Consider the following 24,419-nt stretch of genomic DNA (forward strand, 5'->3'; position numbering starts at 1 on the left):
TTGCATTACAACTGGCCCAGCACAGGCGTGCTGACGCTCACATCGGCATTCTGCCCGCGATGGCGCAGCAGGTGGTCCATCAACACGATTGCCATCATCGCCTCGGCAATCGGCGTGGCACGGATGCCCACGCACGGGTCATGGCGGCCCTTGGTGATGACGTCCACCGGGTTACCGTCAACATCAATCGAGCGACCCGGGGTGGTGATGCTGGATGTCGGCTTGAGCGCCAGATGCGCAACAATCGGCTGACCGCTGGAAATACCGCCCAGAATGCCGCCCGCGTTGTTACTTAGGAAACCCTGGGGCGTCATCTCGTCGCGATGCTCGGTGCCGCGCTGGGCAACACTGGCAAAACCCGCACCGATTTCAATGCCCTTGACTGCGTTGATGCTCATCAGCGCATGGGCCAATTCTGCATCCAGACGGTCGAAAATCGGTTCGCCCAGGCCCGGAATGACCCCTTCGGCCACGACGGTAATTTTCGCTCCGACGGAATCCTGATCGCGACGCAGCTGGTCCATGTAGGCCTCGAGCTCGGGCACTTTGTCCGGGTCGGGGCTGAAGAATGCGTTTTCTTCGACCGAATCCCAGGTCTTGAACGGGATTTCAATCGGGCCCAGCTGGCTCATGTAGCCACGGATCACAATGCCCTGGGTCGCCAGGTACTTTTTGGCAATCGCACCGGCAGCCACGCGCATGGCGGTTTCACGGGCCGAGCTGCGGCCGCCGCCGCGGTAATCACGCTCACCGTATTTGTGGTGATAGGTGTAGTCCGCGTGGGACGGGCGGAACAGATCCTTGATCGCCGAGTAGTCCTTGGACTTCTGGTCGGTATTGCGGATCAGCAGGCCGATGGCGCAACCGGTAGTGCGGCCTTCAAAAACACCAGAGAGAATTTCGACTTCGTCGGCCTCCTGGCGCTGGGTGGTATGACGGCTGGTGCCAGGCTTGCGTCGATCCAGATCGTGCTGCAAGTCTTCAATGGACAGCTCGAGCCCGGGCGGGCAGCCATCAACAATGGCGACCAACGCCGGGCCATGGCTTTCGCCAGCGGTGGTGACAGTGAACAGCTTGCCGAAGGTATTGCCGGACATGCAGGGCGCTCCGCGAAAATCAGCCGATTGAATTCAGCCTCGATAACTATGCGCGCCAGTATACGCAGGCTGCCCTTGTAGTTCATCCTCGAACCTTACTCATCCGGGTTTGTCCAACCGGCACATTAGACAATGATGGCGTGATGATGCTGCGAATACTTTTTTTAGCCCTGACCCTGTTTGGCACCCAGGCCCTGGCGGCCCCCCCTTCTAATGTGTTGCTGCGGCCCATCGAGCTGGACACCGGCTCCGGCACGCTTTATGGCTCGCTGGTGCTGCCAAAGAGCGATAAACCCGTGCCCGTGGTACTGATCATTGCCGGCTCCGGCCCCACCGACCGCGATGGCAACAACACCATAGGCGGACGCAACGACAGCCTGAAAAAGCTGGCATGGCGCCTTGCCCAGAGCAATATCGCCAGCGTGCGTTTCGACAAGCGCGGAATTGCCCAAAGCCAGCCCGCCGGGCCTGACGAAAGCAAACTGAGCCTGGACCAATACGTTACCGATGCCGTGGCCTGGGGCGAAAAGCTCAAAAGTGACCCGCGCTTCGGCAAGGTGTTTGTCCTGGGCCATAGCGAAGGTGCGCTGATCGCCAGCCTGGCCGCGCCGCGCATAGGCGCCGCCGGGGTAATTTCGATTGCCGGCACGGGACGCCCGGTCGGCCAGTTGTTGCGCGAGCAGCTACAGCGCAATCACCTGCCCCCGGCCATGCTCAAGCGCAGCTTCGAGCTGATCAGCACCCTCGAAGCCGGGCGCACCGATGACAATGTGCCCGCCGACCTTGAAGTGATTTTCCGTCCAAGTGTGCAGCCGTACATGATCAGCCTGCTGCGCTATAACCCGGCTACCGCTTTTGCCGCACTGAAGATGCCGGCCCTGATTATCCAGGGCACCCACGACATCCAGGTCGAGGTCAAGGATGCACGCCTGCTCAAGGCGGCCAAGCCGGATGCCGTGCTGACCCTGATCAACGGCATGAACCACGTGATGCGCATAGTGCCGATGGACATGAAACGCCAGATCCAGTCCTACAACGACCCCAATCAGCGGGTGGCGGGAGAACTTGGTGATCGAACTGTGCGCTTCATCACTAAAGTGAATGCCGCCCAGCCCTCCAGTCCTGGCACTAACGGCCGATAAGCCAGTGTCGACCGCCCAAATCAGGTCGACATACCGGGCTTGCACAGGACTCTGCCGTTATGAGCGACACCCCATCACAACCCGCCGGCCCTGAAGAGCCGGCAACGCCCGAGACGCCTGTGCGGCCTTGGGCAGATGTGCACCCCGAGCATTTCAAAATGCTGCGCCTGGCCCCCCTGCAGACTGACCGCAGCACCGGCGCGCGGCCTTTGCGCTTTGTGCAGTTCGGCTATGCCGAGCGCAACAACAAAGACCTCAGCCTGTTGCGGCTGGAGATCCTGCTGCCCGGGCAAAAGGTACGCAAAGAACAGAACCAGCTTGAGGTGTGGGTCGACCATGCCACCCAGCGGGTGAGCATCAGCCCCGAGCGCGGTTTGCTGGTTGAGCCCATGAATCGCGGCATCGGTCGTTTCCTGATGGCCCAGGGGATTGAGTGGGTACAGAAGAAATGGGCGCGTTACCATTTTGACAGCATCGACTTGCCCAGCCGCGATGCCCTCAACGAAGACACCCGCCTGCGCCGCGACCACTGCCTGCGCACCCAGGGCTTTGATGTGATCTATGAGGACGCACTGCAGCGTAAGGCGCGGATCGAAAAAGTGCAGGCCGGCGAGCTGTACAACACCTGGAACAGCGAAAAAATCCAGTTCGTGGAGATTCTCGAGGCCGCACAAATGCTTCAGCAAGCAGAACAAAATCTGCAGGCACAAGAACTGAAACTGCGGGAAAAAGAAGAACGGATCAGCAAATACCAGCGCGAAGATACCGGTTTGCGCTTCACCATCACCTGCCTGGTTGCCTTTGCGGTGTTCCAGGCAGCGCTACTGATCTGGATTGCGACTCACCGCTAAAAAACGGCAGGAGCCTGGCTTGCCAGGCGCCTGCCGATCCAGGGCTTAAACCCGCGAAGCAAACAGCGCTTGGTGCTCACGGCATTGCTCGGCCGTAAGCATGAATACGCCATGCCCGCCGCGCTCAAACTCGAGCCAGGCAAAGTCGACTTCCGGATACAACGACTCGACGTGAACCTGGCTATTGCCCACCTCAACGATCAACAAACCCTTGTCGGTCAGATGATCGCCTGCCTCGGCCAGCATCCGGCGAACCAGATTCAGCCCGTCATCGCCGCACGCCAGGCCCAGTTCGGGTTCGTGCTGATACTCCGCCGGCATGTCAGCAAAATCTTCAGCGTCGACATAGGGCGGGTTTGACACGATCAAATCGAAGCGCTGCCCCGGCAGACCATCAAAGCCATCGCCCTGAACCGTGTATACCCGCTCATCAACGCCATGGCGTTCAATGTTCTGGTTGGCCACTTCGAGTGCTTCGTAGGACAGGTCGGCCAGCACCACTTCGGCATTCTGGAACTCATACGCACAGGCGATGCCGATGCAGCCCGAGCCGGTGCACAGATCGAGGATCCGCGCCGGTTCTGCACCCAGCCACGGCTCGAAACGCTTTTCGATCAGCTCACCAATCGGCGAGCGCGGAATCAACACGCGCTCATCAACGATAAACGACATGCCGCAGAACCATGCCTCGCCCAGCAGGTAAGCCGTCGGCACGCGCTCTTCAATCCGGCGCTTGAGCAGATGCTGCAGATTAACCAGCTCATCGTCCTCGAGGCGGCAGTCGAGATAGCTGTCAGCGATTTCCCAGGGCAGGTTCAATGCCCCCAACACTAACTGTCGGGCTTCGTCCCAAGCGTTGTCGGTACCATGACCAAAGAACAGCTCTTCCCCATGAAAGTGGCTGACGGCCCAGCGAATATGGTCGCGCAGAGTGCGCAGGCGGGAAGTGATCACGGTCTTACTCCTCAAAATCGACCGATGATTCTAACAGCCAAATCCCGACAGGGTTAAGGTTGTGCCCTACGGTCAGGCAAAATGCCAAGCCGGGCGCACATAACAGCTGCGCAAAAACCCAAAATCACTCCATTTCGTACACTTGGGCACTCCGGCGCTCACCTCTGGCTGCGCTGTAAGCCAAGAACCACGTGGCTTACACGACTAGCCATTCACATAAGCGCCCGGCCAGTGGAGAATGTCGCAAAAGCCCCACTCAAAGGAGCCCCTCGAATGCCCGCTTTAAAGACGATGTTTCAACTCACTGGACGTGGTTATGCCGCTGCCAGCCTGAGCAACGCCAGCCTGCTGATCATCGATGCGCAAAATGAATACCTGAGCGGGCCTCTGGCCTTGTCCGGAATGGAAGCCGCCACCGCCAATATCGCCCTTCTGCTCGACGCGGCCCGCAAGGCCAAGCGCCCCGTGGTTCATATCCGCCATCTGGGCACGGTGGGCGGCATGTTCGACCCTCAAGGCGAGCGCGGCGCGTTCATCAAGGGCCTGGAGCCTCAAGGTGATGAGTTGATCATCGAAAAACGCATGCCCAATGCCTTCAATGACACCGGCCTGCAAAAAGCCCTGGAAAACCTGGGCTCCCTGGATGTGATTGTCTGCGGCTTCATGAGCCACTCCAGCGTCAGCACCACGGTTCGCGCCGCCAAAGACTATGGCTTGCGCTGCACCCTGGTCGAAGATGCCTGCGCCACACGCGACCTGCCTACTCCGGATGGCATTATCAGCGCCGCGCAGGTACAGAAAACCGAGATGGCAATCATGAATGACAACTTCGCCACCCTGACCCTGACCAAAAACCTGATTTGATCCCGTCCGCTCCTGATAGGCGGGCTGCTCAAGCCGCCTATCGAGACATTCCATTGCCAGCACGCTCCCCTTTTCAGCGCATCTCAGGAACAACCTGTCCATGTTCCTGTCGAAGGGCCGATACCCTTTAAGGAAAGATCGGAATGAAGATCGCCGATGGTTTTGACGCGCGACGTTTGCGTCCCAAGGCACACAGCAACTGGCGTTCGCGTCTGGTGCTGCTTTTTGCCGCCCTGCTGACGCTGTGCGGCGTGCTATTGCTACTGGCCGGCGCCAGTAGCCTGATTGGCCATCCAGAGGCGTTGGGCGAGCTCAACGCCAGCCCTGCCGGGGCGATCGTAGTGCTGGTATTCGGAATACTGATCAGCTGGCTGGGTGTCTGGCTTTGGCGCCGCCGCCGTCGCCGGATGCGCCAGCCGTTTGGGCTGAGCATGGCTGCGCACCTGATGAAAAAGCGCGACTGAGGCATATCCGCCGCCCGATTGTCGTCGACTTGGGTAAACTAGCCGCCCTTCGCGGAGGCTGACATGCAAGACGACGACTTTTCCCTGTTCAAAAACGAGACTCGCGGTGTAAAGCCGATCAAGCATGATCGTGCCGATACCGGCAAACCCAAATCCGACCGGGCACAACTGGCCAAACTGCGCCAGAACGCGACCGTGCGCACCAATGCCACGATCATCGATGGCCTGTCGGACCAGTTTGTGATTGATGTCGGCCCCGAAGACCAATTGAACTGGTCACGGGACGGCGTGCAAGAAAGCCAGATGCGCAAGCTCAAACTCGGCCAGATCAGCTTCGAAGGCAGTCTTGACCTGCACGGCATGACCGTCGAAAAGGCCCGCGAAACCCTGTGGGAGTTTCTGGGCGAAGCCTCCCGCCTTGAAGTGCGCTGTGTCCGCGTCACCCACGGCAAAGCCGTGCGCCTGGACGGCAAGCGACCAATGATCAAAAGTCACGTCAACACATGGTTGCGCCAACACTCGCAAGTGCTGGGGTTCTGCTCCTGCCAGGCCAGACATGGGGGCGCCGGCGCGGTTTACGTCATGCTCAAGCGCACCATGATGGACGGTCGCGACGAGTAACACCCTATCACCACACTTGCAGCGCCGTGCCAGCCCCCGTACCCTTACTCTTTGCGAAAAATCCCACAGGTAGATTAATGTCCCTGGAACAAAACTACACCGCGATCCTCGGTCAACTCGGCGAAGACGTTTCCCGTGAAGGCCTGCTGGATACGCCAAAGCGTGCCGCCAAAGCCATGCAGTACCTTTGCCGCGGCTATGAGCAAACCCTGGAAGAAGTCACCAACGGTGCCTTGTTCAGCTCTGACAACAGCGAAATGGTACTGGTCAAGGACATCGAGCTTTACTCGTTGTGCGAACACCACTTGCTGCCGTTTATCGGCAAAGCTCACGTCGCTTACATTCCGAGCGGCAAAGTGCTGGGCCTGTCGAAAGTGGCACGGATAGTCGACATGTACGCCCGTCGCCTGCAGATTCAGGAAAACCTGAGCCGGCAGATTGCCGATGCGGTGATGCAGGTTACCGGTGCGCTGGGCGTGGCCGTAGTGATTGAAGCCAAGCACATGTGCATGATGATGCGCGGTGTCGAGAAACAGAACTCGTCGATGATCACCTCGGTGATGCTGGGTGAGTTCCGCGAAAACGCGGCCACCCGCAGCGAGTTTCTCAGCTTGATCAAGTAATATCCCCAGTCAGAAAGACCGGCGTTGACCGCCGGTTTTTTTTCGCCTGCCGATTTCAGGTAAGCTGCGCCCCTTCTTTCTCGCCCATGAGGCTTTTACTGTGTTTATCAAAGCGCTTCGCGTAGGCCTGGGTCAGCTGATCATCGCTGGCGATTTCATAACCCGTCCCGGCAAAAAGCAACGCCCGGCAGCGGCTCAGGCCCAGGTTGACCAGGCCGCCAAAAGCCTGACCCTGTACCAGTTCCATGCCTGCCCGTTCTGTGTAAAAACCCGCCGCACCCTGCGCCGCCTGAACGTACCAGTGGCACTGCGCGACGCCAAGAACAACGAACAGGACCGCCAGACGCTGCTGGAGCAAGGGGGCAAGATCAAAGTCCCGTGCCTGCGGATCGAAGAAGACGGCAAGACCACCTGGATGTACGATTCCAAAGTCATCATCGATTACCTGAACCAGCGTTTTGCCAACGTTTAACCTCCTGTGACCCGACTCGCTGACGGGAAACCAAGGCTGCGAGCTCAAGTTTTGCGGGCTCTGCCCGATCGCAGCCCTGGTATATCTTCAGCGACTGCGGGTTACTTCTGGTTCAGTCAGCGTCATCACCGTCCAACCTTGTGCAGATAATCCCCATGCGAAAATTACTTGCCCTGAGCCTGATCCTGTTGGGCGGCTGCAGTCATGAGTCGCAAACGTCCGACATCAACGGACTATGGATCAACCAGGCGGCCATCGATTCAGCCGCCCAGGGCAGGCCCTTGCTGCAGGCCATTGATGCCCACGGCATGAACCTGGAATGGAACATCGACACCCGTAACGGCAAAGTACAATTTCGCAATGCATTCGAGCGGAACGAAGGCCAATTGCTGCCCAAGGCTCCCGGCACCTGGGCCATTTACCACGACGGACATTTGATCAACGAACTGCAACTCAATGGCAAACAACTGATCCAGCAACCCACAAAAACTTATGCAGCCCAGGTTTTCTCACGTCCGGCCCGGTCCGTCGCCGGCGCCAGAACGGACACGAATTTCCGGCAGGCATTGAACGCAGCCTATATGGGTGGTCAGTGGAGGATCGTTGAAGGCCCGGGTACCGGCAACACCGTTGCGTTCAAAGATGATGGCGGTGTGACAGGGCTGGGACAAAATGACCGGTATGAGTTGTGCCTGGGAGGCGATTGCGCCAATCAAGGTGCCGGCAATGACACCCTCTACCTGGGCAAGGGTGATATCGGGGAAGGATGGATTTTCGTCCGTCATGGCAAGCAGCTGGAGATTTTCAAGGCGATCAACCTGTCACTGCCCGACGAAATCCCCCAGCTCACTCCAGGTCCACGCCAATGGCTGCTGGAAAAACAGTGACGCAAAAAAGGAGCCCTTGGGCTCCTTACTGCTCATTCAAGGCCTGACACCCTACCTGTGGCGAGCGGAGGACTGCACAGCAGTCCAATTTTCAACCTGTTCTGTATCTCAATCAAGCATCCCCACATGCCGCGGATGGCTGGCCACCCGTTGCAGCCAGGCTTGAATGCCCGGATAGCCGCTCAGGTCAAATCCGCCCTGACCTGCCACGTGGGTGTAGGCATACAGCGTCACGTCCGCAATCGAATAGTGATCGCCCACCAGATACGGAGTGCGGGCCAGCTGCTGTTCCATCACGTCCAACGCCTTGTAACCGCGCTTTTGCAGTTTGCGGTATTCCTCAAGACGTTCCTCGGGCAACCCCAGGTACAACTGGATAAACCGCGCCACTGCAATGTAAGGCTCATGGCTGTATTGCTCGAAAAACTGCCACTGCAACACTTGCGTACGCAGCCGGGGCTCACCGGGCAAGAACTCGCTGCCGTCGGCCAGGTAGTTGAGAATCGCGTTGGACTCCCAAAGGCAGGTGCCGTCTTCCAGCTCCAGCACCGGCACTTTGCCGTTGGGGTTTTTCGCCAGAAATTCCGGGGTTTCAGTTTCGCCCTTGAGAATGTCCACCGCGAACCACTGATACTCAAGCCCCAGCAAATGCAACATCAGCTTGATCTTGTAGCAGTTGCCCGAGTTGTAATCGCCATAGACCTTGAACATCGCAACTTCCTTCAGGCCGCCTGGGCGGCCTGTGCTTGACGAATCACGTTAGCCAGACGCTTGAGACCTTCGTGCAGGCGCTCAGGGTCGATATGGCTGAAGTTCAGACGCAGGCTGCCGACATTCTGATCCGGATTGGCAAAGAACGGTTCGCCCGGCATGAAAGCGACATTTTGCTCCAGCGCCGGCTTGAGCAAGGTACGGGTGTCAAACGGCTGCTTGAGGGTCAGCCAGAAGAACAGCCCGCCCTGCGGCACATGCCAGTCAGCCAGGTCCGAGAAATGCTCTTGCAGCGCCAGCTGAAAGCCATCGCGACGCACGCGATAGAAGTCCCGCAGCTCAGCCAGGTGGTTGCTCATTTTCTCGGTGCCGATCCACTGCAAGGCCTGCCACTGACCGACACGGTTGGTGTGCAAGTCCGCCGACTGCTTGAGGCGCAACAGATGCGGGAACAGGTCCGGGCTGGAAATCAGGAAGCCCACACGCAGCCCCGGCAACAGGGTTTTGGACACGGTGCCGGTGTAGATCCAGCTGGCTTTTTTCAGGCGGCTGACAATCGGCGTGGCGCTGCCGCCATCGAAATTCAGTTCGCGGTACGGCTCGTCTTCGATCAGGGTCACACCGAACTCGTCCAGCAATGCCGCTACCGCGTCACGCTTGGTTTCGCTGTAACGCACGGCAGACGGGTTCTGGAAGGTCGGGATCAGGTAGATGAACGCCGGGCGATGTTGCTCCAGCTGCACCCGCAGGGCCGCCAGATCAGGGCCATCGGCTTGCAACGGGAAGCTCAGGCACTCGGCGCCGAACAATTGAAAAATTTGCAGCGCCGCCAGGTAGGTCGGCGCTTCGAGCATGATTTCGGTGCCCTTGTCGATGTACAGCTTGGCCGCCAGGTCGAGGGCCTGTTGCGAACCGCTGAGAACCATCACCTGGCTCGCATCACAATCAACCCCCAGGGCGCGGGCTTCTGCGGCCAGTACTTCACGCAGGGCCGGCTCGCCTTCGCTCATGCCATATTGGCCCATCGAGGCCGGCATGTCGGTCCAGTCGACCTTGGGCAGCATGGCCTCGGCCGGTAGTCCGCCGGCGAAAGACATGACTTCCGGACGTTGGGCCGCAGCCAGAATTTCGCGAATCAAAGAGCTTTTCAGGCGGGAAACACGTTCGGAGAAGGCCATACAGATCACCGGTAGCGGAAGTAATTGGAAATAAGTCAAACTGATTGACCGAAATTACGCCGCGCAGCCTAGATACGTCAATATGCCTGACCTTAAAAATCCAACCACTCAGCGCGCCGCCATGGAAGCCTTCTTCTTTGGCTATCAAGCATTTACCGCCAAAGCCGATGAAATGCTGGCCCGCCGCGGGCTGAGTCGGGTGCATCAGCGCATCGTTTTTTTTATCGCCCACTACCCCGGGGTGAGCGTCAAGGAACTGCTGGTATTGCTGGGGGTCAGCAAGCAGGCATTGAATACGCCATTACGCCAGTTGATCGAGATGAACCTGGTACGCAGCGTTGCCCCCGAGACCGACAAGCGCAAGCGGCTACTGGAACTCACGGCTGACGGCGTCAGTTTCGAAAAAGCCCTGCGCCGCGAGCAAGTCAAATTGCTGCAACGGGTATTTGCGCAGGCGGGTGAAGACGCGGTCAATGGCTGGCTGGCGATCAATCAGGCTTTAGGCCAAAGCCGCCAGGCCTGACAGCTGCCTATCTGCCTATCTGTAGGAGCGAGCTTGCTCGCGAGCTTTTCAATGCAATAACGCAGAGCTCGCAAGCAAGCTCGCTCCAACAGAGCTTATATTTCGATCACAATACGAAAAACATTATTTGCTTTTTTTGTATACAAAAGCATAATCCTCGTCACACACAGATTTCTGACTCAAAGGTCAGGAAAAGCATCGCCCGCCTCAAACAGCGCCCTTACAAAAATAAAAGCCTGAGGACATCACCGTGGACAGCCAAAAGTCAGAAGCACCCGCCCTGGATCTTTCACCGCCCGCCTCCCGAGGCTGGCTGGAGCGCCTGTTCAAACTGTCGCTGCATGGCACTACGGTCAAAACCGAGCTGATTGCCGGGTTGACCACCTTTATCACCATGGCCTACATCATCTTCGTCAACCCCAACATCATGGCCGATGCCGGGATTGACCATGGCGCAGCCTTTGTCGCGACCTGCATCGCCGCTGCGCTGGGCAGCATGCTGATGGGGCTTTATGCCAACTGGCCGGTAGGCCTGGCGCCAGGCATGGGCCTCAACGCGTTCTTTACCTACACCGTGGTCGGCACCATGGGCTATAGCTGGGAAACCGCCCTTGGTGCAGTGTTTATCTCCGGCGTGCTGTTTTTGATTCTGACCCTGTCACGGGTCCGCGAATGGTTGCTCAACAGCATCCCCGCCAGCCTGCGCTACGCCATGGGCGCCGGCGTTGGCCTGTTTCTGGGAATCATCGGCCTGAAAACCTCGGGCATCATCGTCGACAGCCCGGCCACCCTGATCAAGCTCGGCTCACTGCGCGACCCCGCTCCGCTGCTCGCCGCCGTGTGCTTTCTGATGATCGCGATTCTCAGCTATCACAGGGTGTTCGGCGCAATCCTGATCAGCATCATCGCCGTCACTCTGGCGGGCTGGGGCCTGGATCTGGTGCACTACAACGGCATCATGTCCGCCCCGCCCAGCCTGGCACCGACCTGGATGGCGATGGACCTCAAGGGCGTGTTCAACGTCAGCATGATCAGCGTGGTCCTGGCCTTCCTGTTTGTGCACATGTTCGACACCGCCGGCACCTTGATGGGGGTGGCCCAGCGCGCCGGACTGGTGAAAGCGGATGGCAAGATCGAAAACCTGTCCCGCGCCCTCAAGGCTGACAGTGCGTCCAGCGTATTTGGGGCAGTGGTCGGTGTACCGCCCGTCACCAGCTACGTCGAAAGTGCCGCAGGCGTTGCGGCCGGCGGACGTACCGGGCTCACCGCCGTGACCGTGGGCGTACTGTTTGTCGCCGCGATGTTCTTTGCCCCGCTGGCTGGCATGATTCCCGCCTATGCCACTGCCGGAGCGCTGATCTACGTGGCCATGCTGATGATGGGCGGCATGGAGCACATCAACTGGAGCGAACCTACCGATTGCATCCCGGCGATTGTGACCATGATCATGATGCCCCTGACCTTCTCGGTGGCTGACGGTATAGCCCTCGGCTTTATCAGCTACGTTGCACTCAAGGCCGGCACGGGCAGGTACCGCGAGATATCCGTGAGCCTGTGGGTGCTCTGCGCCATTTTCATTGCCAAGTTTATTTACCTGTAAACAGGGCAATATCGACCTGCCCCGCCCGGTGCGGGGCGTTTGCTTTTTTAGAAGAGGGAGAGCACGTAATGAGTCTGGAAACCTGGCTGCTGTTCAGCAGCGCGGCACTGGTGGTGATCCTTATCCCGGGGCCGTTGTCGTTACTGATGATCAGCAACAGTTTGAACTACGGCCTGCGCCGCTCGTACCCCGCCTTTCTGGGTGGCGTGATTGCCTCGATTTGCCTGCTCAGCGCTTCGGCACTGGGGCTGGGGGCCCTGCTGCTGGCCTCGGAACAGTTGTTCAGCGCGCTCAAGATCGTCGGTGCGCTGTACCTGTTCTACCTCGCCTGGCAAAGCTGGAAGCAATCGCGGCAACCGGCCACCGCCGTCAACGTACCGGCCGCCGCACCAAAACCGCGCTTCAGTGCCCTGTTTGGACGCGCGTTCGTACTGGGCGCCAGCAATCCGAAAGACATTCTGTTCTTTGCCGCATTTCTGCCGCAGTTTCTTGATCCCGATCAGCCTTTCCTGGCGCAGTTACTGGTGATGATTGCCACCTGGACCGTGCTGGACCTGCTCTGCAAGCTGGCCTACGGCCTGGGCGCACACGGCGCGGCGGGCTACCTGCGCAGCGGCAAGGGCCAGAGCTGGTTCAACCGTATCAGTGCCGGCCTGTTCGGCGTGGCGGGCACCGCGTCTTTGCTGAGCCGCTAAAGCCGGCAATAACACCTGTAGGAGCGAGCTTTTTAACAGCCCGCTCCTACAGGCTTGGCGCACATTGCAGGCAAAAAAAAGCCCGCAGTGCGAGCGGGCAAATAACCACATGCGCAGATCGAAAAACCTAGCTGCCGCGATACGTCGAATAGCTGTACGGCGAAATCAGTAGCGGCACATGGTAGTGATCCTGCTCGGCACTGATGCCGAATCTGAGCACCACCACATCCAGAAATGCCGGCTCCGGCAACTGCACACCCCGTGCGCGGTAGTAGTCACCGGCACTGAACTGCAACTGATAAACCCCTGAACGGTAAGTGTCACCCTCCAGCAACGGTGCGTCGCAACGGCCATCGCTATTGGTCTGCGCCGTGGCGACCAGTTGCAGCTGCGAACCTTCCACCCGATACAGCTCGACCTTGATCGAACTGCCCGGACAACCGTGTGCGGCATCCAAAACGTGCGTAGTCAAACGTCCCATTGCGTGTGCGACCTCCCCGAACCGGTAAATAAAACTGGCGCTGCACCCTTTTGACCCGTCAAAAGATCCGGCGCAGCCAGGATTAAGACATTTATTAAAAAAATTGTACACAATTAAAAACGCAAATTAACCCAGGCCACAGCGCATAAGGCCTGGACCCCGTATTCCTTGAACACCGCTGCAGCCAAAGACTTTATATTCATAAGCTGACCAATCAGGCAAGTTTTTTGCAAGTACCTTTCCCGCACAAAGCATGGTAAAAATGCGCAAAAGCAGGGTTACAAACGTATTACAAAGTTGTATACAATCAGACCATCACAGTGACGCCAGGTCTGGCCAATCGACTGTTAACTAAACAATAAGGAAGATTGAGTGAGCGCTGACTACCCACGCGACCTGATTGGTTACGGTCCCAACCCTCCGCATCCGCATTGGCCGGACAACGCCCGCATCGCCCTGTCTTTCGTACTCAACTACGAAGAAGGCGGCGAGCGCAACATCCTCCACGGCGACAAAGAATCAGAAGCCTTCCTCTCGGAAATGGTTTCGGCGCAGCCGCTGCAGGGCGAGCGCAACATGAGCATGGAGTCCCTGTACGAATACGGCAGCCGTGCCGGCGTATGGCGCGTGCTCAAGCTGTTTCGCGAATTCGATATCCCGCTCACGGTGTTCGCCGTGGCCATGGCGGCCCAACGTCACCCTGACGTAATCCGGGCCATGGTTGCCGCCGGACATGAGATATGCAGCCACGGTTATCGCTGGATCGACTACCAGTACATGGATGAAGCCCTCGAGCGCGAACACATGCTCGAAGCCATCCGCATCCTCACCGAAATCAGCGGCGAGCGTCCGCTGGGCTGGTACACCGGCCGCACCGGCCCCAATACCCGGCGGCTGGTGATGGAAGAAGGCGGCTTTCTGTATGACTCTGACACCTACGACGATGACCTGCCCTACTGGGAACCCAACAACCCCACCGGCAAGCCGCATCTGGTGATCCCTTACACCCTGGACACCAATGACATGCGCTTCACCCAGGTGCAGGGTTTCAACACCGGCGAGCAATTTTTCCAGTACCTCAAGGATGCTTTCGATGTGCTGTACGCCGAAGGCGCAGAGTCGCCGAAAATGCTATCGATCGGCCTGCATTGCCGCCTCATTGGCCGCCCTGCGCGTCTCGCCGCCCTCAAGCGCTTCCTTGAATACGCCAGGGGCCACGAACAGGTCTGGTTCACCCGCCGCGTGGACATCGCCCGGCACTGGCACGCCACCCACCCTTTTGTTGCAGAGACCGGCCAATGAGCACCTTCAAAACTCTCAAGCCTTCAACCCTGAGTCGTGAAGCGTTCGTGGCAGCCTTTGCCGATATTTACGAACACTCGCCCTGGGTCGCCGAAAAGGCTTACGACCTGGGTCTGGACAGCAGCGTCGACCAGATCGAAACCCTGCACCAGCGCATGAGTGACATTTTGTTGAGCGCCGATCACGCCAGTCAGCTGGCACTGATCAATGCTCACCCGGACCTGGCGGGCAAAGCTGCCGTACAGGGCCAACTGACCGAAGCCAGCACCCATGAACAGGCTGGCGCCGGTATTCACCAATGCACGGAAGAAGAGTTTCAGCGCTTCACCGAGCTGAACGAGGCCTATAAAGCCAAGTTCAAGTTTCCCTTCATCATGGCGGTAAAAGGCAGCGACCGGCACCAGATCCTCGCCGCGTTCGAGACCCGCATCCACAACCCGGCAGACGTCGAGTTCAAATGTGCGTTGGCGCAAATCAACAAAATAGCCCTGTTCCGATTACTCCAGCTCTAAGCCGAGCCGGCACCTGCCGGTCACGCATCTCCAGCCACTTATTTAAAGGCAGACCAGAAGAATGAAAGCTTACGCCGTACCTTTCGAGAAGTTCGTCAACCTGGCCGATGCCCGTCTAGGCACCAAGATTATCTCGGTGACCGATGACTGGTTCGCTGACGCCAACCGCATGTTCCAGCCGACCCCGGCCGTATGGAAGGAGGGCGTTTTCGATGACAACGGCAAGTGGATGGACGGCTGGGAGTCCCGCCGCAAGCGCTTCGAAGGCTATGACAGCGCGGTGATCCGCCTGGGCGTACCCGGCTCGATCAAAGGCGTGGACATCGACACTTCATTCTTCACCGGCAACTTCCCGCCGTCTGCCTCCCTTGAAGCCTGCTTTCTGGCCCAGGGCGAGCCCAACGAAAACACCCAGTGGGTTGAAGTGCTGTCCGCGGTCGAACTGCAAGGCAACAGCCACCACTACCACGAAATCAGCAATGACCAGGCCTTCAGCCACTTGCGTTTCAACATCTACCCGGACGGCGGCGTAGCCCGTCTTCGCGTGTACGGCGTGCCGTTCCGTGACTGGTCGGCAGTGGGCGACAACGAACAGGTCGACCTTGCCGCAGCCCTGAACGGTGGCCGTGCCCTGGCCTGCTCCGACGAACACTTCGGCCGCATGAGCAACATCCTCAACCCGGGCCGCGGCATCAATATGGGCGACGGCTGGGAAACCGCACGCCGCCGTACCCCGGGTAACGACTGGGTGATCGTGGCGCTGGGGCATGCCGGCGAGATCGAAAAAATCATCGTCGACACCCTGCACTTCAAGGGCAACTACCCGGACACCTGCTCGATTCAGGGCGCGTTCGTCAAAGGCGGCACTGACAGCCAGATCGAAACCCAATCGCTGTTCTGGCGTGAACTGCTGCCTGCACAGAAGATGGAAATGCACGCCGAGCACAGCTTCAGCGAGCAGATCAAAGCCCTGGGCCCGATCACTCACATTCGCCTCAACCTGTTCCCGGACGGTGGTGTAAGCCGCCTGCGTATCCTGGGCAAGGTCGCTAAATAAGGAATAACCCCGTCGCCGGTCAACCGGCTCCCACAGGCATATGCCAATGCGGGAGCCGGCTTGCCAGCGACAACAACAGATCCAACACCACAGAATCCGGAAAAGAAGACAGACCATGCGCACATTGCAGATTGAACCGCTGACCAAAGAAGCCTTCGCCCCCTTCGGTGACGTTATTGAAACCGACGGCAGCGACCACTTCATGATCAACAACGGTTCGACCATGCGCTTTCATCGTCTGGCCGAAGTCGAAACCGCGCAGCCGGAAGACAAGGCCATCATCAGCATTTTCCGCGCCGATGCGCAGGACATGCCGCTGACCGTGTGCATGCTGGAGCGCCATCCGTTGGGCAGTCAGGCTTTCATCCCGCTGCTCGGCAACCCCTTTCTGATCGTGGTCGCGCCACTTGGCGATGAACCTGTATCAGGCTTGGTCCGCGCCTTTGTCAGTAATGGCAGGCAGGGCATTAATTACCATCGCGGCGTTTGGCACCATCCGGTGCTGACGATCGAAAAGCGGGATGACTTCCTGGTGGTTGATCGCAGTGGCACAGGCAATAACTGCGATGAGCATTTCTTCAAAGAGGATGAGCGATTGATCCTCGCCCCCCACCAATAAGAGAAGGTCTGATCACTCACGCAAGAGTGACAGGCAAGAGGTAGAGACTGTGGAAGCACATCTGATGGAATGGCTGAATCTGAGCGTACGCTGGATTCATATGATTACCGGTGTGGCCTGGATCGGCGCGTCGTTTTATTTTGTCTGGCTGGAAAACAACCTCAACCGCAACAACCCAAAAGAGGGGCTGGCCGGCGACTTGTGGGCCATCCACGGCGGCGGCATTTACCACCTCGAAAAATACAAGCTGGCCCCCCCTACCATGCCGGACAACCTGCACTGGTTTAAATGGGAGGCCTATTTCACCTGGATGTCGGGCATCGCCCTGCTGTGCCTGGTGTTCTACTTCAACCCGGCACTTTACCTGATCGCTCCCGGCAGCAGCCTGAGCGGCCCGCAAGCGGTGGCCATCGGCATTGGTTCATTGATTGCCGGCTGGTTCATTTACGACTTTCTGTGCGATTCGGCCCTGGGCAAACGCCCGGCGCTGCTCGGCCTGATCCTGTTCGTACTGCTGGTAGCTGCCGCATTCGGCCTGAGCAAGGTGTTCAGCGGCCGAGGCGCCTATCTGCATGTGGGCGCCATTATCGGCACCATCATGGTCGGCAACGTGTTTCGCATCATCATGCCGGCCCAGCGGGCTCTGGTGGCCGCGATCAAGGAAGGCCGTACGCCCGATCCGGCCCTGCCGGCCAAAGGCCTGCTGCGTTCGCGTCACAACAACTACTTCACCTTGCCGGTGCTGTTCATCATGATCAGCAACCACTTCCCCAGCACCTACGGCAGTGCCTACAACTGGTTGATCCTGGCCGGGATTGCGGTGCTGGCAGTATTGGTACGCCATTACTTCAACACCCGCCATAACAGCCACAAATTTGCCTGGACCTTGCCGGTCGCGGCCCTGGGCATGATCTGCCTGGCATACGTCACCGGCCCCAAGCCTGCACCAACCGCCCCCGAAGTGGCCAAGGTGATCAAGTATCAGCCCATCCCTGAAACCGCAGTCAGTGGCGCCAAACCCGCTACCGCGCCGGCGCCTGTCACTGCACCTGCTGCAGCGCCAGCACCGGTGGCCAGCGTCGATTTCGACAAGGTGCACGCTGTGATTCAGGAGCGCTGCGCGGTCTGTCATTCGGCCACACCCACCAGCCCGCTGTTCAGCGCGGCCCCCGGGGGCGTGATGCTCGACACCGCACAACAAATCCAGTTGATGGCACCGCGAATTCAGGCCCAGGCCGTCGCCAGCCAGATCATGCCGCTGGGCAACATCACCCAGATGACCCAACAGGAACGTGACCTTCTGGGCGCCTGGATCAACACCGGAGCCCGCACCAACTGACGCACACCTTCTGTGACCGCAGCCATGGCGCGGTCACAGAAACACACCACAAGCTCACAACAATAAAAATGAACGAGGTGTTGCATGTCCGAATTAACCGAACCACGCATACCCGCCATAACCGCTCCGCCTCCCCTGGCGCGGTTGCCGTTGTTGCAATTGATTCTGGTCGGCTTGCAGCATGTGCTGCTGATGTATGGCGGCGCCGTTGCCGTACCGCTGATTATCGGCCAGGCCGCGGGCCTTAGCCGCGAAGAGATCGCTTTCCTGATCAACGCCGACCTGCTGGTGGCCGGGATCGCAACCATCGTCCAGTCGATGGGCATCGGCCCCATGGGCATTCGCATGCCCGTGATGATGGGCGCCAGTTTCGCTGCAGTCGGCAGCATGGTGGCCATGGCCGGAATGCCGGGTATCGGCATGACCGGGATTTTCGGCGCAACCATTGCTGCCGGTTTTTTCGGGATGATCATCGCGCCCTTCATGTCCAGGGTGGTGCGCTTCTTCCCGCCGCTGGTGACCGGCACCGTGATCACCTCCATTGGCCTGTCACTGTTCCCCGTGGCAGTGAACTGGGCCGGTGGCGGCAGTGCCGCGGCACAGTTCGGCTCACCGATGTACCTGGCCATCGCCGCACTGGTGCTGGCCACCATCCTGCTGATCAACCGTTTCATGCGTGGCTTCTGGGTCAACATTTCGGTGCTGATCGGCATGGCCCTGGGTTATATATTGTCCGGCGCACTGGGCATGGTCGACCTCAACGGCATCGGTCTGGCGCCGTGGTTCCAGGTGGTCACCCCGCTGCACTTCGGCATGCCTGAATTCCATCTGGCACCGATCCTGTCCATGTGTCTGGTGGTGGTGATCATTTTTGTCGAGTCCACCGGGATGTTTCTGGCCCTGGGCAAAATTACCGGCCAGGAGGTAACCCCGCGCATGCTGCGCCGCGGCTTGCTGTGCGATGCCGGGGCTTCGTTCCTGGCCGGCTTCTTCAACACCTTTACCCACTCCTCCTTCGCCCAGAATATCGGTCTGGTGCAAATGACCGGCGTACGTTGCCGCTCGGTAACCATCATGGCCGGGGTATTCCTGATTACCCTCAGCCTGCTGCCCAAGGCAGCCTATCTGGTGGCCTCGATTCCGCCAGCCGTACTGGGCGGCGCAGCCATCGCCATGTTCGGCATGGTGGCAGCCACGGGGATCAAGATCCTTCAGGAAGCGGACATTGCCGACCGACGCAATCAATTGCTGGTGGCGGTAAGTATCGGCATGGGCCTGATTCCGGTGGTACGGCCGGAGTTCTTCGCCCACCTGCCACTGTGGATGGGCCCCATCACCCACAGCGGCATTGCAATGGCCGCCGTCAGCGCGGTCAGCCTGAACCTGTTGTTCAATGTGCTGGGCGGCGCCGGTCGCGCCGCCATGAGCGGGCACGTGCATCAGCACTGATGCCCCATCTGCCTGTCTGTAGGAGCGAGCTTTTAACGCAGCAACGAAAAGCTCGCTCCTACAGTGCATCGGCGCATCGGTATTAAAAATAATAAAAAAGGGAATTACCCATGAACTGCAAACACTGGGGCATCACGCTCGCGGGTGGGTTTCTGGCTGCCGGTCAGGCCATGGCCGGTGATCTGTTTGTATGGCAAACCAACAGCCTGACGTATCTGTACGGCAAGAATTTCGCGATCAACCCTTCGATCCAGCAAACCCTCACCTTTGAACATGCCGATAAATGGAAATACGGCGACAACTTCCTGTTTGTCGACCGGATTTTCTACAACGGCAAAGCCGACCCCAACAAAGGTCCGCACACTTATTACGGCGAGTTCAGCCCGCGGCTGTCGTTCGGCAAGATATTCGAGCGGAAACTGGAGTTCGGTCCGGTCAAGGATGTATTGCTGGCCATGACTTACGAGTACGGCGAAGGCGACAGCGAGGCCTACCTGATCGGCCCGGGCTTTGACCTGGCGGTACCCGGGTTCAATTATTTCACCCTCAACTTCTATCGCCGTCACACCGAAGGGCCACGTCCCGGCACCGGAACCTGGCAGATCACTCCGTCGTTTTCCTACACCCTGCCCTTGGGCCGCTCCAACCTGCTGATCGATGGCTACATGGACTGGGTGGTGGACAACGATCGCAACTCACGGGGCACTTACCACGCCAACCTGCACTTCAATCCGCAGATCAAGTACGACCTGGGCAAAGCCCTCAATCTGGGTGAAAAACAATTGTATGTCGGCATCGAATACAGTTACTGGAAGGACAAGTACGGCATCGATAGCAGCAGCCGTCTGGACACCAATCAGAACACTGCCAGCGCCCTGGTGAAAGTGCACTTCTAGATCAAGCCTCTGCGATGCCCTGTGATTGCCCGACATGCGCAATGACAGGGCACTTGAGTACCGGCCCCGGAGCCCGTATCCTGCGCGCCCGCTCACGGGTGAGCGTTGTTCAAAGCTGACTTCAAAGCCAACTTAATACAGTTAAACCAAGGGTTTACGGCCGCCTTAGCGCTCTATCCACTCAACTGTCAGACGACAGCCGAGGGATTTACGTTGGCCGCCAAACCGCCGTGGCCCGGCACTTGCTACAGGTATTAAAGTTGACCGAAAGGGCAAGTTTTAAACAGAGGAATCAAGGCGCCGGAACAGAGCGTTACGTTCTTATCAATGCAGAATTTTTAATTTTTGGAGCAACCGAATGAAGCGCATTCTGACCAGCCTGATGCTTGCGGGGAGCATGCTTGGCGGGGCACCGGCAGTTGCCGGCGACCTGCTGCAATGGCAAACCAACAGCCTGACTTACTTGTACGGCAAGGACTTCCAGGTTAACCCGAAAATTCAACAGACCCTGACCTTCGAGCACGCTGACAGCTGGAAGTACGGTGACAACTTTCTCTTCGTCGACCGTATTTTTTACAACGGTAAAAAAGATGGCAACGTAGGCCCGAACACTTACTACGGCGAGTTCACCCCGCGTTTGTCGATGGGCAAGATCTTCGACCAGAAGTTTGAGTTCGGTCCGATCAAAGACGTGCTGCTGGCCATGACTTACGAGTTCGGCGAAGGCGACACCGATGCTTACCTGATCGGTCCGGGTTTCGACCTGAACGTACCGGGCTTCGACTACTTCCAGCTGAACTTCTACCAGCGCTTCCCTGAAGGCAACCGTGCCGGCCGTGGCGTGTGGCAGATCACCCCGGTGTGGTCCTACACCCTGCCCCTGGGCAATTCCGATGTGCTGATCGACGGCTACATGGACTGGGTGGTCGACAACGACCAGAACTCGCGCGGCACCTACCACGCCAACCTGCACTTCAACCCGCAGATCAAATATGACCTGGGCAAGGCATTGAGCTGGGGCGCCAAGCAGCTGTACGTCGGTATTGAATACGACTACTGGAAAAACAAATACGGCATCGAAGACAGCGGCGCGTTCAAAACCAATCAGGACACTGCGAGCCTGCTGGTCAAGTACCACTTCTGATACCCGGGCCCCGGGCGCTTCACTGCGCCTGGGGCGCCAGCAGCAACCCGCGCAGCATCAGGTCCAGGCTGTCCAGAGACGCCGCCAGACGCTGTGGCGGGTTGTCGGCCCCGGCAATCCAGAACGACAGGTCCATCAAGCCGCCCTGAATCAACCGTGCCAGGGCTTCCGGATCGGTGGCCTGAATCACCCGGGTGTCCATCAAGCCTTGCAGCATCGCCGCCATTGAAGCGCTGCAGTCCGACTGGCTGCTCTGCAGGTACTGCGACCCCAGCACCGACGGAGCATCGCGCAGCATGATCCGCTGCACCTCCACCTGCAGTGCCATTTCCAGAAACATCCGACAACGCCCTTTAAAACCGTCCCACGGGCTCGCCGCCCGCGCAAAGGCCTCTGCCAGCTGTACATCCAGCTCGGCATCGACTTGCTGAACCACGGCCTGCAACAACCCCTTCTTGTCGCCAAAATGGTGATACAGCGCACCCCGGGTCAGCCCCACCGAAGCAGTGAGTTCATCCATCGACGTCTGCGCATAACCGATCGAGCCAAACGCCTGACGCGCTGCATCGAGCAGCTTGCCACGGGTTTGTTCAATCATTTGTGACCGCACTTTGGGCGCCATGCCTGTCCCCCTAATTTCAGATACGTCGCGTATGTTAATTGACATACGCAGCGTATGCGTATATTTCTGCATACGCCGCGTATGTGACGCGGTCAGATGACTGCTCCGGAGCTTGTATGGCCAACCCTTATCGCGAGATTTTCAGCGCCCCCGGCACCAAGGCTTTCAGCGGTGCGGGCCTGCTCGCCCGCATGCCGATTTCCATGGTCGGGATCGGCATCATTACCATGCTGGCGCAACTGCGCGACTCCTACTGGCTGGCTGGTGCCGTGGCAGCAACCTTTGCCTTGTCCATGGCATTGCTGGCACCGCAGATCTCGCGCTGGGTCGATCAATACGGCCAGGGCCGCGTGCTGCCCGGCATTAGCGCCATCGGCGTGGGGGCGTTGCTGGCATTGCTGCTGTGCAGTCATTTCGCGGCGCCGGACTGGACTCTCTTCGTCTTCGCCGCGCTGGCCGGCTGCATTCCCAGCATGTCGGCGATGGTCCGCGCACGCTGGACCGAGTTGTTTCGCGGCTCGCCCAAACTGCATACCGCGTTCTCGTTCGAATCGGTACTCGATGAGGTGAGTTTTATTATTGGCCCGCCGATTTCCGTGGGGCTGAGCGTAGCGCTGTTTCCCCAGGCCGGCCCTCTGGCGGCCGCCATTTTTCTCGCGATCGGGGTCACTGCATTTGTACTGCAACGCAAAACCGAGCCACCCGTGCACCCGCGCAGCGCCGACAACAACGGCACCGTCCTGAGTCAGGGTGCAGTGATGATATTGCTCCTGGCATTGCTGGGGCTGGGGACGATTGTCGGCACCGTGGATGTGGTCAGTGTTGCCTTCGCCCAACAGCAAGGCCAACCCGCCGCCGCGAGTATTGTGCTGTCGGTGTACGCATTGGGATCGTGCATCGTCGGACTGGTGTTCGGCACGCTCAAGCTGAACATGCCGTTGCCCAAACTGTTCCTGCTGGGTGCGCTGGCCACCGCATTGACCATGGTGCCGCTGATGTGGGCCGACAGCATCGCCACCCTGGCCGGCGCCATGTTTGTCGCCGGGCTGTTCTTCGCCCCGACCCTGATTACCGCCATGGGCCTGGTGGAAAACATAGTGCCGCCGGCCAAGCTCACCGAAGGCCTGACCTGGATGATCACCGGCCTGGGCATGGGGGTTGCCCTGGGCGCCGTGCTTGGCGGCTGGGTCATTGATGCTTACGGTGCCCAGGCCGGGTTTGGCGTATCGCTGGCGGCGGGGAGCGTGATGCTGCTGGTTGCCGTACTGGGTTATCGCTTGTTGCAACGCAGCACCACGGTTCGTCCTAGCCTTTGATGGCGCGCCAGACCTTGCTCACGCCCGCCACCACGGCCAGCACCACCGCGCCGGCAACAATGCCGGCCACGGCATTGAGCAGGGTCGGGACTATGGCCGAGACCACACCCAGCCACTGGGCGCTGCTTGCAGCCACGCCTTCGATCCAGTGATGGGCCGCAGGTACGCCATGGGTGAGGATGCCGCCACCGACCATAAACATGGCCGCGGTGCCGATCACCGACAGGCTTTTCATCATGTACGGCGCAGTACTCAACAAACCGCGGCCGAAACTGCGCTGGAAACCTGACCACACACCATCACCGGTTTTCTGGCTCAGGTACAGGCCGGCGTCATCCAGTTTGACGATGCCGCCCACCAGGCCATAAACCCCCACCGTCATCACAATGGCGATACCGCTGAGCACGACGACCTGCTGCAGCAACGGCGACTCGGACACGATTCCCAGGGTGATGGCGATAATTTCGGCCGACAGAATGAAGTCGGTGCGTATGGCCCCCTTGACCTTGTCTTTCTCGAAAGCCACCAGATCGACTTCTGCATCGGCCACCGCCTGTTGCAACGCCTGGTGCTTGCCCTGATCTTCGGCCTTGCTGTGCATAAACGGATGGGCGAGTTTTTCAAAACCCTCAAAACACAGGTAAGCACCGCCCAGCATCAACAGCGGCGTCACGGCCCACGGCGCAAACGCACTGATGGCCAGCGCCGCGGGCACCAGAATCAGCTTGTTGCGGAACGAGCCTTTGGCTACCGCCCACACCACCGGCAACTCCCGGTCGGCCCTTACGCCAGAGACCTGCTGCGCGTTGAGTGCAAGGTCATCCCCCAGCACCCCGGCGGTCTTTTTGGCGGCCACTTTGGTCATCAGCGCGACGTCATCAAGGACTGCGGCGATATCGTCGAGCAACACCAGTAAACTACTGCCTGCCATGGGCAAACTTCCCTTCCAGATTGAATGGTGCCAAGCATAGCGCGTGCCAGCCCTCAGGCTGCAATCTTG

General features: G+C 59.0%; 27 protein-coding genes. 20 read left to right on the top strand and 7 right to left on the bottom strand.

Annotated elements, in window-relative coordinates; translation table 11 throughout:
* Positions 1-5 precede the first annotated feature (5 nt).
* Positions 6-1,097: a chorismate synthase gene (gene aroC / locus FEZ21_RS17940; RefSeq protein WP_003442032.1), complete on the bottom strand. Its 1,092-nt coding sequence runs from the start codon at positions 1,095-1,097 to the stop codon at positions 6-8.
* A 143-nt stretch (positions 1,098-1,240) separates the two neighbouring features.
* Here aroC and FEZ21_RS17945 point away from each other — a divergent pair, with 143 nt between their 5' ends.
* Positions 1,241-2,239, top strand: coding sequence for an alpha/beta hydrolase (locus tag FEZ21_RS17945; protein ID WP_003442029.1), 999 nt, complete (start codon positions 1,241-1,243; stop codon positions 2,237-2,239).
* Between the two features lie 59 nt (positions 2,240-2,298).
* Positions 2,299-3,090, top strand: coding sequence for a hypothetical protein (locus FEZ21_RS17950; protein WP_003442026.1), 792 nt, complete (start codon positions 2,299-2,301; stop codon positions 3,088-3,090).
* Positions 3,091-3,135: 45 nt separating this feature from the next.
* On the opposite strand, the gene prmB is transcribed toward FEZ21_RS17950, so the two are convergent.
* Entirely contained in the window at positions 3,136-4,044 is a 909-nt protein-coding gene (gene prmB, locus FEZ21_RS17955) for a 50S ribosomal protein L3 N(5)-glutamine methyltransferase (RefSeq protein WP_003442023.1), read from the bottom strand.
* A gap of 273 nt (positions 4,045-4,317) precedes the next feature.
* Here prmB and FEZ21_RS17960 point away from each other — a divergent pair, with 273 nt between their 5' ends.
* The 6 genes from FEZ21_RS17960 to FEZ21_RS17985 all read left to right on the top strand — a co-directional run bounded on the left by FEZ21_RS17960 (position 4,318) and on the right by FEZ21_RS17985 (position 7,975).
* Positions 4,318-4,908, top strand: a complete 591-nt coding sequence (locus FEZ21_RS17960) for a cysteine hydrolase family protein (RefSeq protein ID WP_003442020.1) — start codon at positions 4,318-4,320, stop codon at positions 4,906-4,908.
* Between the two features lie 143 nt (positions 4,909-5,051).
* Positions 5,052-5,372: a hypothetical protein gene (locus tag FEZ21_RS17965; RefSeq protein ID WP_003442017.1), complete on the top strand. Its 321-nt coding sequence runs from the start codon at positions 5,052-5,054 to the stop codon at positions 5,370-5,372.
* A 63-nt stretch (positions 5,373-5,435) separates the two neighbouring features.
* Complete coding sequence (locus FEZ21_RS17970; protein WP_003442014.1) at positions 5,436-5,993, top strand: Smr/MutS family protein; 558 nt, start codon at positions 5,436-5,438, stop codon at positions 5,991-5,993.
* A gap of 77 nt (positions 5,994-6,070) precedes the next feature.
* The gene (gene folE / locus FEZ21_RS17975; RefSeq protein ID WP_003442011.1) at positions 6,071-6,616 is read left to right on the top strand and encodes a GTP cyclohydrolase I FolE; all 546 of its coding nucleotides are present in this window, start codon (positions 6,071-6,073) and stop codon (positions 6,614-6,616) included.
* Between the two features lie 100 nt (positions 6,617-6,716).
* Complete coding sequence (locus FEZ21_RS17980; RefSeq protein ID WP_160628076.1) at positions 6,717-7,088, top strand: glutathione S-transferase N-terminal domain-containing protein; 372 nt, start codon at positions 6,717-6,719, stop codon at positions 7,086-7,088.
* A 155-nt stretch (positions 7,089-7,243) separates the two neighbouring features.
* On the top strand, positions 7,244-7,975 hold the full coding sequence (locus FEZ21_RS17985) for a hypothetical protein (RefSeq protein WP_160628078.1): 732 nt from the start codon (positions 7,244-7,246) through the stop codon (positions 7,973-7,975).
* Between the two features lie 108 nt (positions 7,976-8,083).
* Here FEZ21_RS17985 and FEZ21_RS17990 read toward each other — a convergent pair whose 3' ends face one another.
* Complete coding sequence (locus FEZ21_RS17990) at positions 8,084-8,686, bottom strand: glutathione S-transferase family protein (protein WP_160628080.1); 603 nt, start codon at positions 8,684-8,686, stop codon at positions 8,084-8,086.
* 11 nt (positions 8,687-8,697) lie between these two features.
* Positions 8,698-9,864 carry a PLP-dependent aminotransferase family protein gene (locus FEZ21_RS17995; protein WP_003441999.1) on the bottom strand — a complete coding sequence of 389 codons (1,167 nt, stop codon included), beginning with the start codon at positions 9,862-9,864 and terminating at the stop codon, positions 8,698-8,700.
* An 82-nt stretch (positions 9,865-9,946) separates the two neighbouring features.
* Here FEZ21_RS17995 and FEZ21_RS18000 point away from each other — a divergent pair, with 82 nt between their 5' ends.
* The 3 genes from FEZ21_RS18000 (at position 9,947) to FEZ21_RS18010 (ending at position 12,682) form a co-directional block, all read left to right on the top strand.
* Complete coding sequence (locus FEZ21_RS18000; protein ID WP_003441996.1) at positions 9,947-10,387, top strand: MarR family winged helix-turn-helix transcriptional regulator; 441 nt, start codon at positions 9,947-9,949, stop codon at positions 10,385-10,387.
* A 250-nt stretch (positions 10,388-10,637) separates the two neighbouring features.
* Positions 10,638-11,987, top strand: a complete 1,350-nt coding sequence (locus tag FEZ21_RS18005) for an NCS2 family permease (protein ID WP_003441995.1) — start codon at positions 10,638-10,640, stop codon at positions 11,985-11,987.
* Positions 11,988-12,055: 68 nt separating this feature from the next.
* Positions 12,056-12,682 (top strand): LysE family translocator, encoded by a 627-nt coding sequence (locus FEZ21_RS18010; protein ID WP_003441992.1) that lies wholly within the window; start codon positions 12,056-12,058, stop codon positions 12,680-12,682.
* 127 nt (positions 12,683-12,809) lie between these two features.
* On the opposite strand, the gene uraH is transcribed toward FEZ21_RS18010, so the two are convergent.
* Positions 12,810-13,163, bottom strand: a complete 354-nt coding sequence (uraH, locus tag FEZ21_RS18015; protein WP_003441977.1) for a hydroxyisourate hydrolase — start codon at positions 13,161-13,163, stop codon at positions 12,810-12,812.
* A 372-nt stretch (positions 13,164-13,535) separates the two neighbouring features.
* Between uraH and puuE the strand changes: the two genes are divergently transcribed.
* From puuE to FEZ21_RS18055, 8 genes are all read left to right on the top strand, one after another.
* Positions 13,536-14,465, top strand: a complete 930-nt coding sequence (gene puuE, locus FEZ21_RS18020) for an allantoinase PuuE (RefSeq protein ID WP_003441974.1) — start codon at positions 13,536-13,538, stop codon at positions 14,463-14,465.
* Positions 14,462-14,977, top strand: a complete 516-nt coding sequence (gene uraD / locus FEZ21_RS18025) for a 2-oxo-4-hydroxy-4-carboxy-5-ureidoimidazoline decarboxylase (protein WP_003441971.1) — start codon at positions 14,462-14,464, stop codon at positions 14,975-14,977. The genes puuE and uraD overlap by 4 nt, the downstream gene beginning before the upstream one ends.
* Before the next feature lie 61 nt (positions 14,978-15,038).
* Positions 15,039-16,034 (top strand): allantoicase, encoded by a 996-nt coding sequence (gene alc / locus FEZ21_RS18030; protein WP_003441968.1) that lies wholly within the window; start codon positions 15,039-15,041, stop codon positions 16,032-16,034.
* A 115-nt stretch (positions 16,035-16,149) separates the two neighbouring features.
* Positions 16,150-16,653: an ureidoglycolate lyase gene (locus FEZ21_RS18035; RefSeq protein WP_003441966.1), complete on the top strand. Its 504-nt coding sequence runs from the start codon at positions 16,150-16,152 to the stop codon at positions 16,651-16,653.
* Between the two features lie 49 nt (positions 16,654-16,702).
* A complete protein-coding gene (locus tag FEZ21_RS18040; protein ID WP_003441964.1) occupies positions 16,703-17,992 on the top strand; it encodes a urate hydroxylase PuuD in 1,290 nt (429 codons plus the stop codon).
* 84 nt (positions 17,993-18,076) lie between these two features.
* Entirely contained in the window at positions 18,077-19,441 is a 1,365-nt protein-coding gene (locus FEZ21_RS18045) for a nucleobase:cation symporter-2 family protein (protein WP_003441961.1), read from the top strand.
* A gap of 110 nt (positions 19,442-19,551) precedes the next feature.
* Positions 19,552-20,337 carry an outer membrane protein OmpK gene (locus FEZ21_RS18050; protein ID WP_003441959.1) on the top strand — a complete coding sequence of 262 codons (786 nt, stop codon included), beginning with the start codon at positions 19,552-19,554 and terminating at the stop codon, positions 20,335-20,337.
* Positions 20,338-20,695: 358 nt separating this feature from the next.
* The gene (locus FEZ21_RS18055) at positions 20,696-21,481 is read left to right on the top strand and encodes an outer membrane protein OmpK (protein ID WP_003441958.1); all 786 of its coding nucleotides are present in this window, start codon (positions 20,696-20,698) and stop codon (positions 21,479-21,481) included.
* Positions 21,482-21,500: 19 nt separating this feature from the next.
* On the opposite strand, the gene FEZ21_RS18060 is transcribed toward FEZ21_RS18055, so the two are convergent.
* A complete protein-coding gene (locus FEZ21_RS18060) occupies positions 21,501-22,103 on the bottom strand; it encodes a TetR/AcrR family transcriptional regulator (protein ID WP_003441956.1) in 603 nt (200 codons plus the stop codon).
* Between the two features lie 116 nt (positions 22,104-22,219).
* Here FEZ21_RS18060 and FEZ21_RS18065 point away from each other — a divergent pair, with 116 nt between their 5' ends.
* Entirely contained in the window at positions 22,220-23,419 is a 1,200-nt protein-coding gene (locus tag FEZ21_RS18065; RefSeq protein ID WP_003441954.1) for an MFS transporter, read from the top strand.
* On the opposite strand, the gene FEZ21_RS18070 is transcribed toward FEZ21_RS18065, so the two are convergent.
* Positions 23,409-24,350 carry a DUF808 domain-containing protein gene (locus FEZ21_RS18070; protein WP_003441952.1) on the bottom strand — a complete coding sequence of 314 codons (942 nt, stop codon included), beginning with the start codon at positions 24,348-24,350 and terminating at the stop codon, positions 23,409-23,411. The genes FEZ21_RS18065 and FEZ21_RS18070 overlap by 11 nt on opposite strands.
* Positions 24,351-24,419: the final 69 nt, after the last annotated feature.

The organism is Pseudomonas sp. 9.1(2019) (genome assembly GCF_009910445.1).
Lineage (GTDB): Bacteria > Pseudomonadota > Gammaproteobacteria > Pseudomonadales > Pseudomonadaceae > Aquipseudomonas > Aquipseudomonas paraversuta.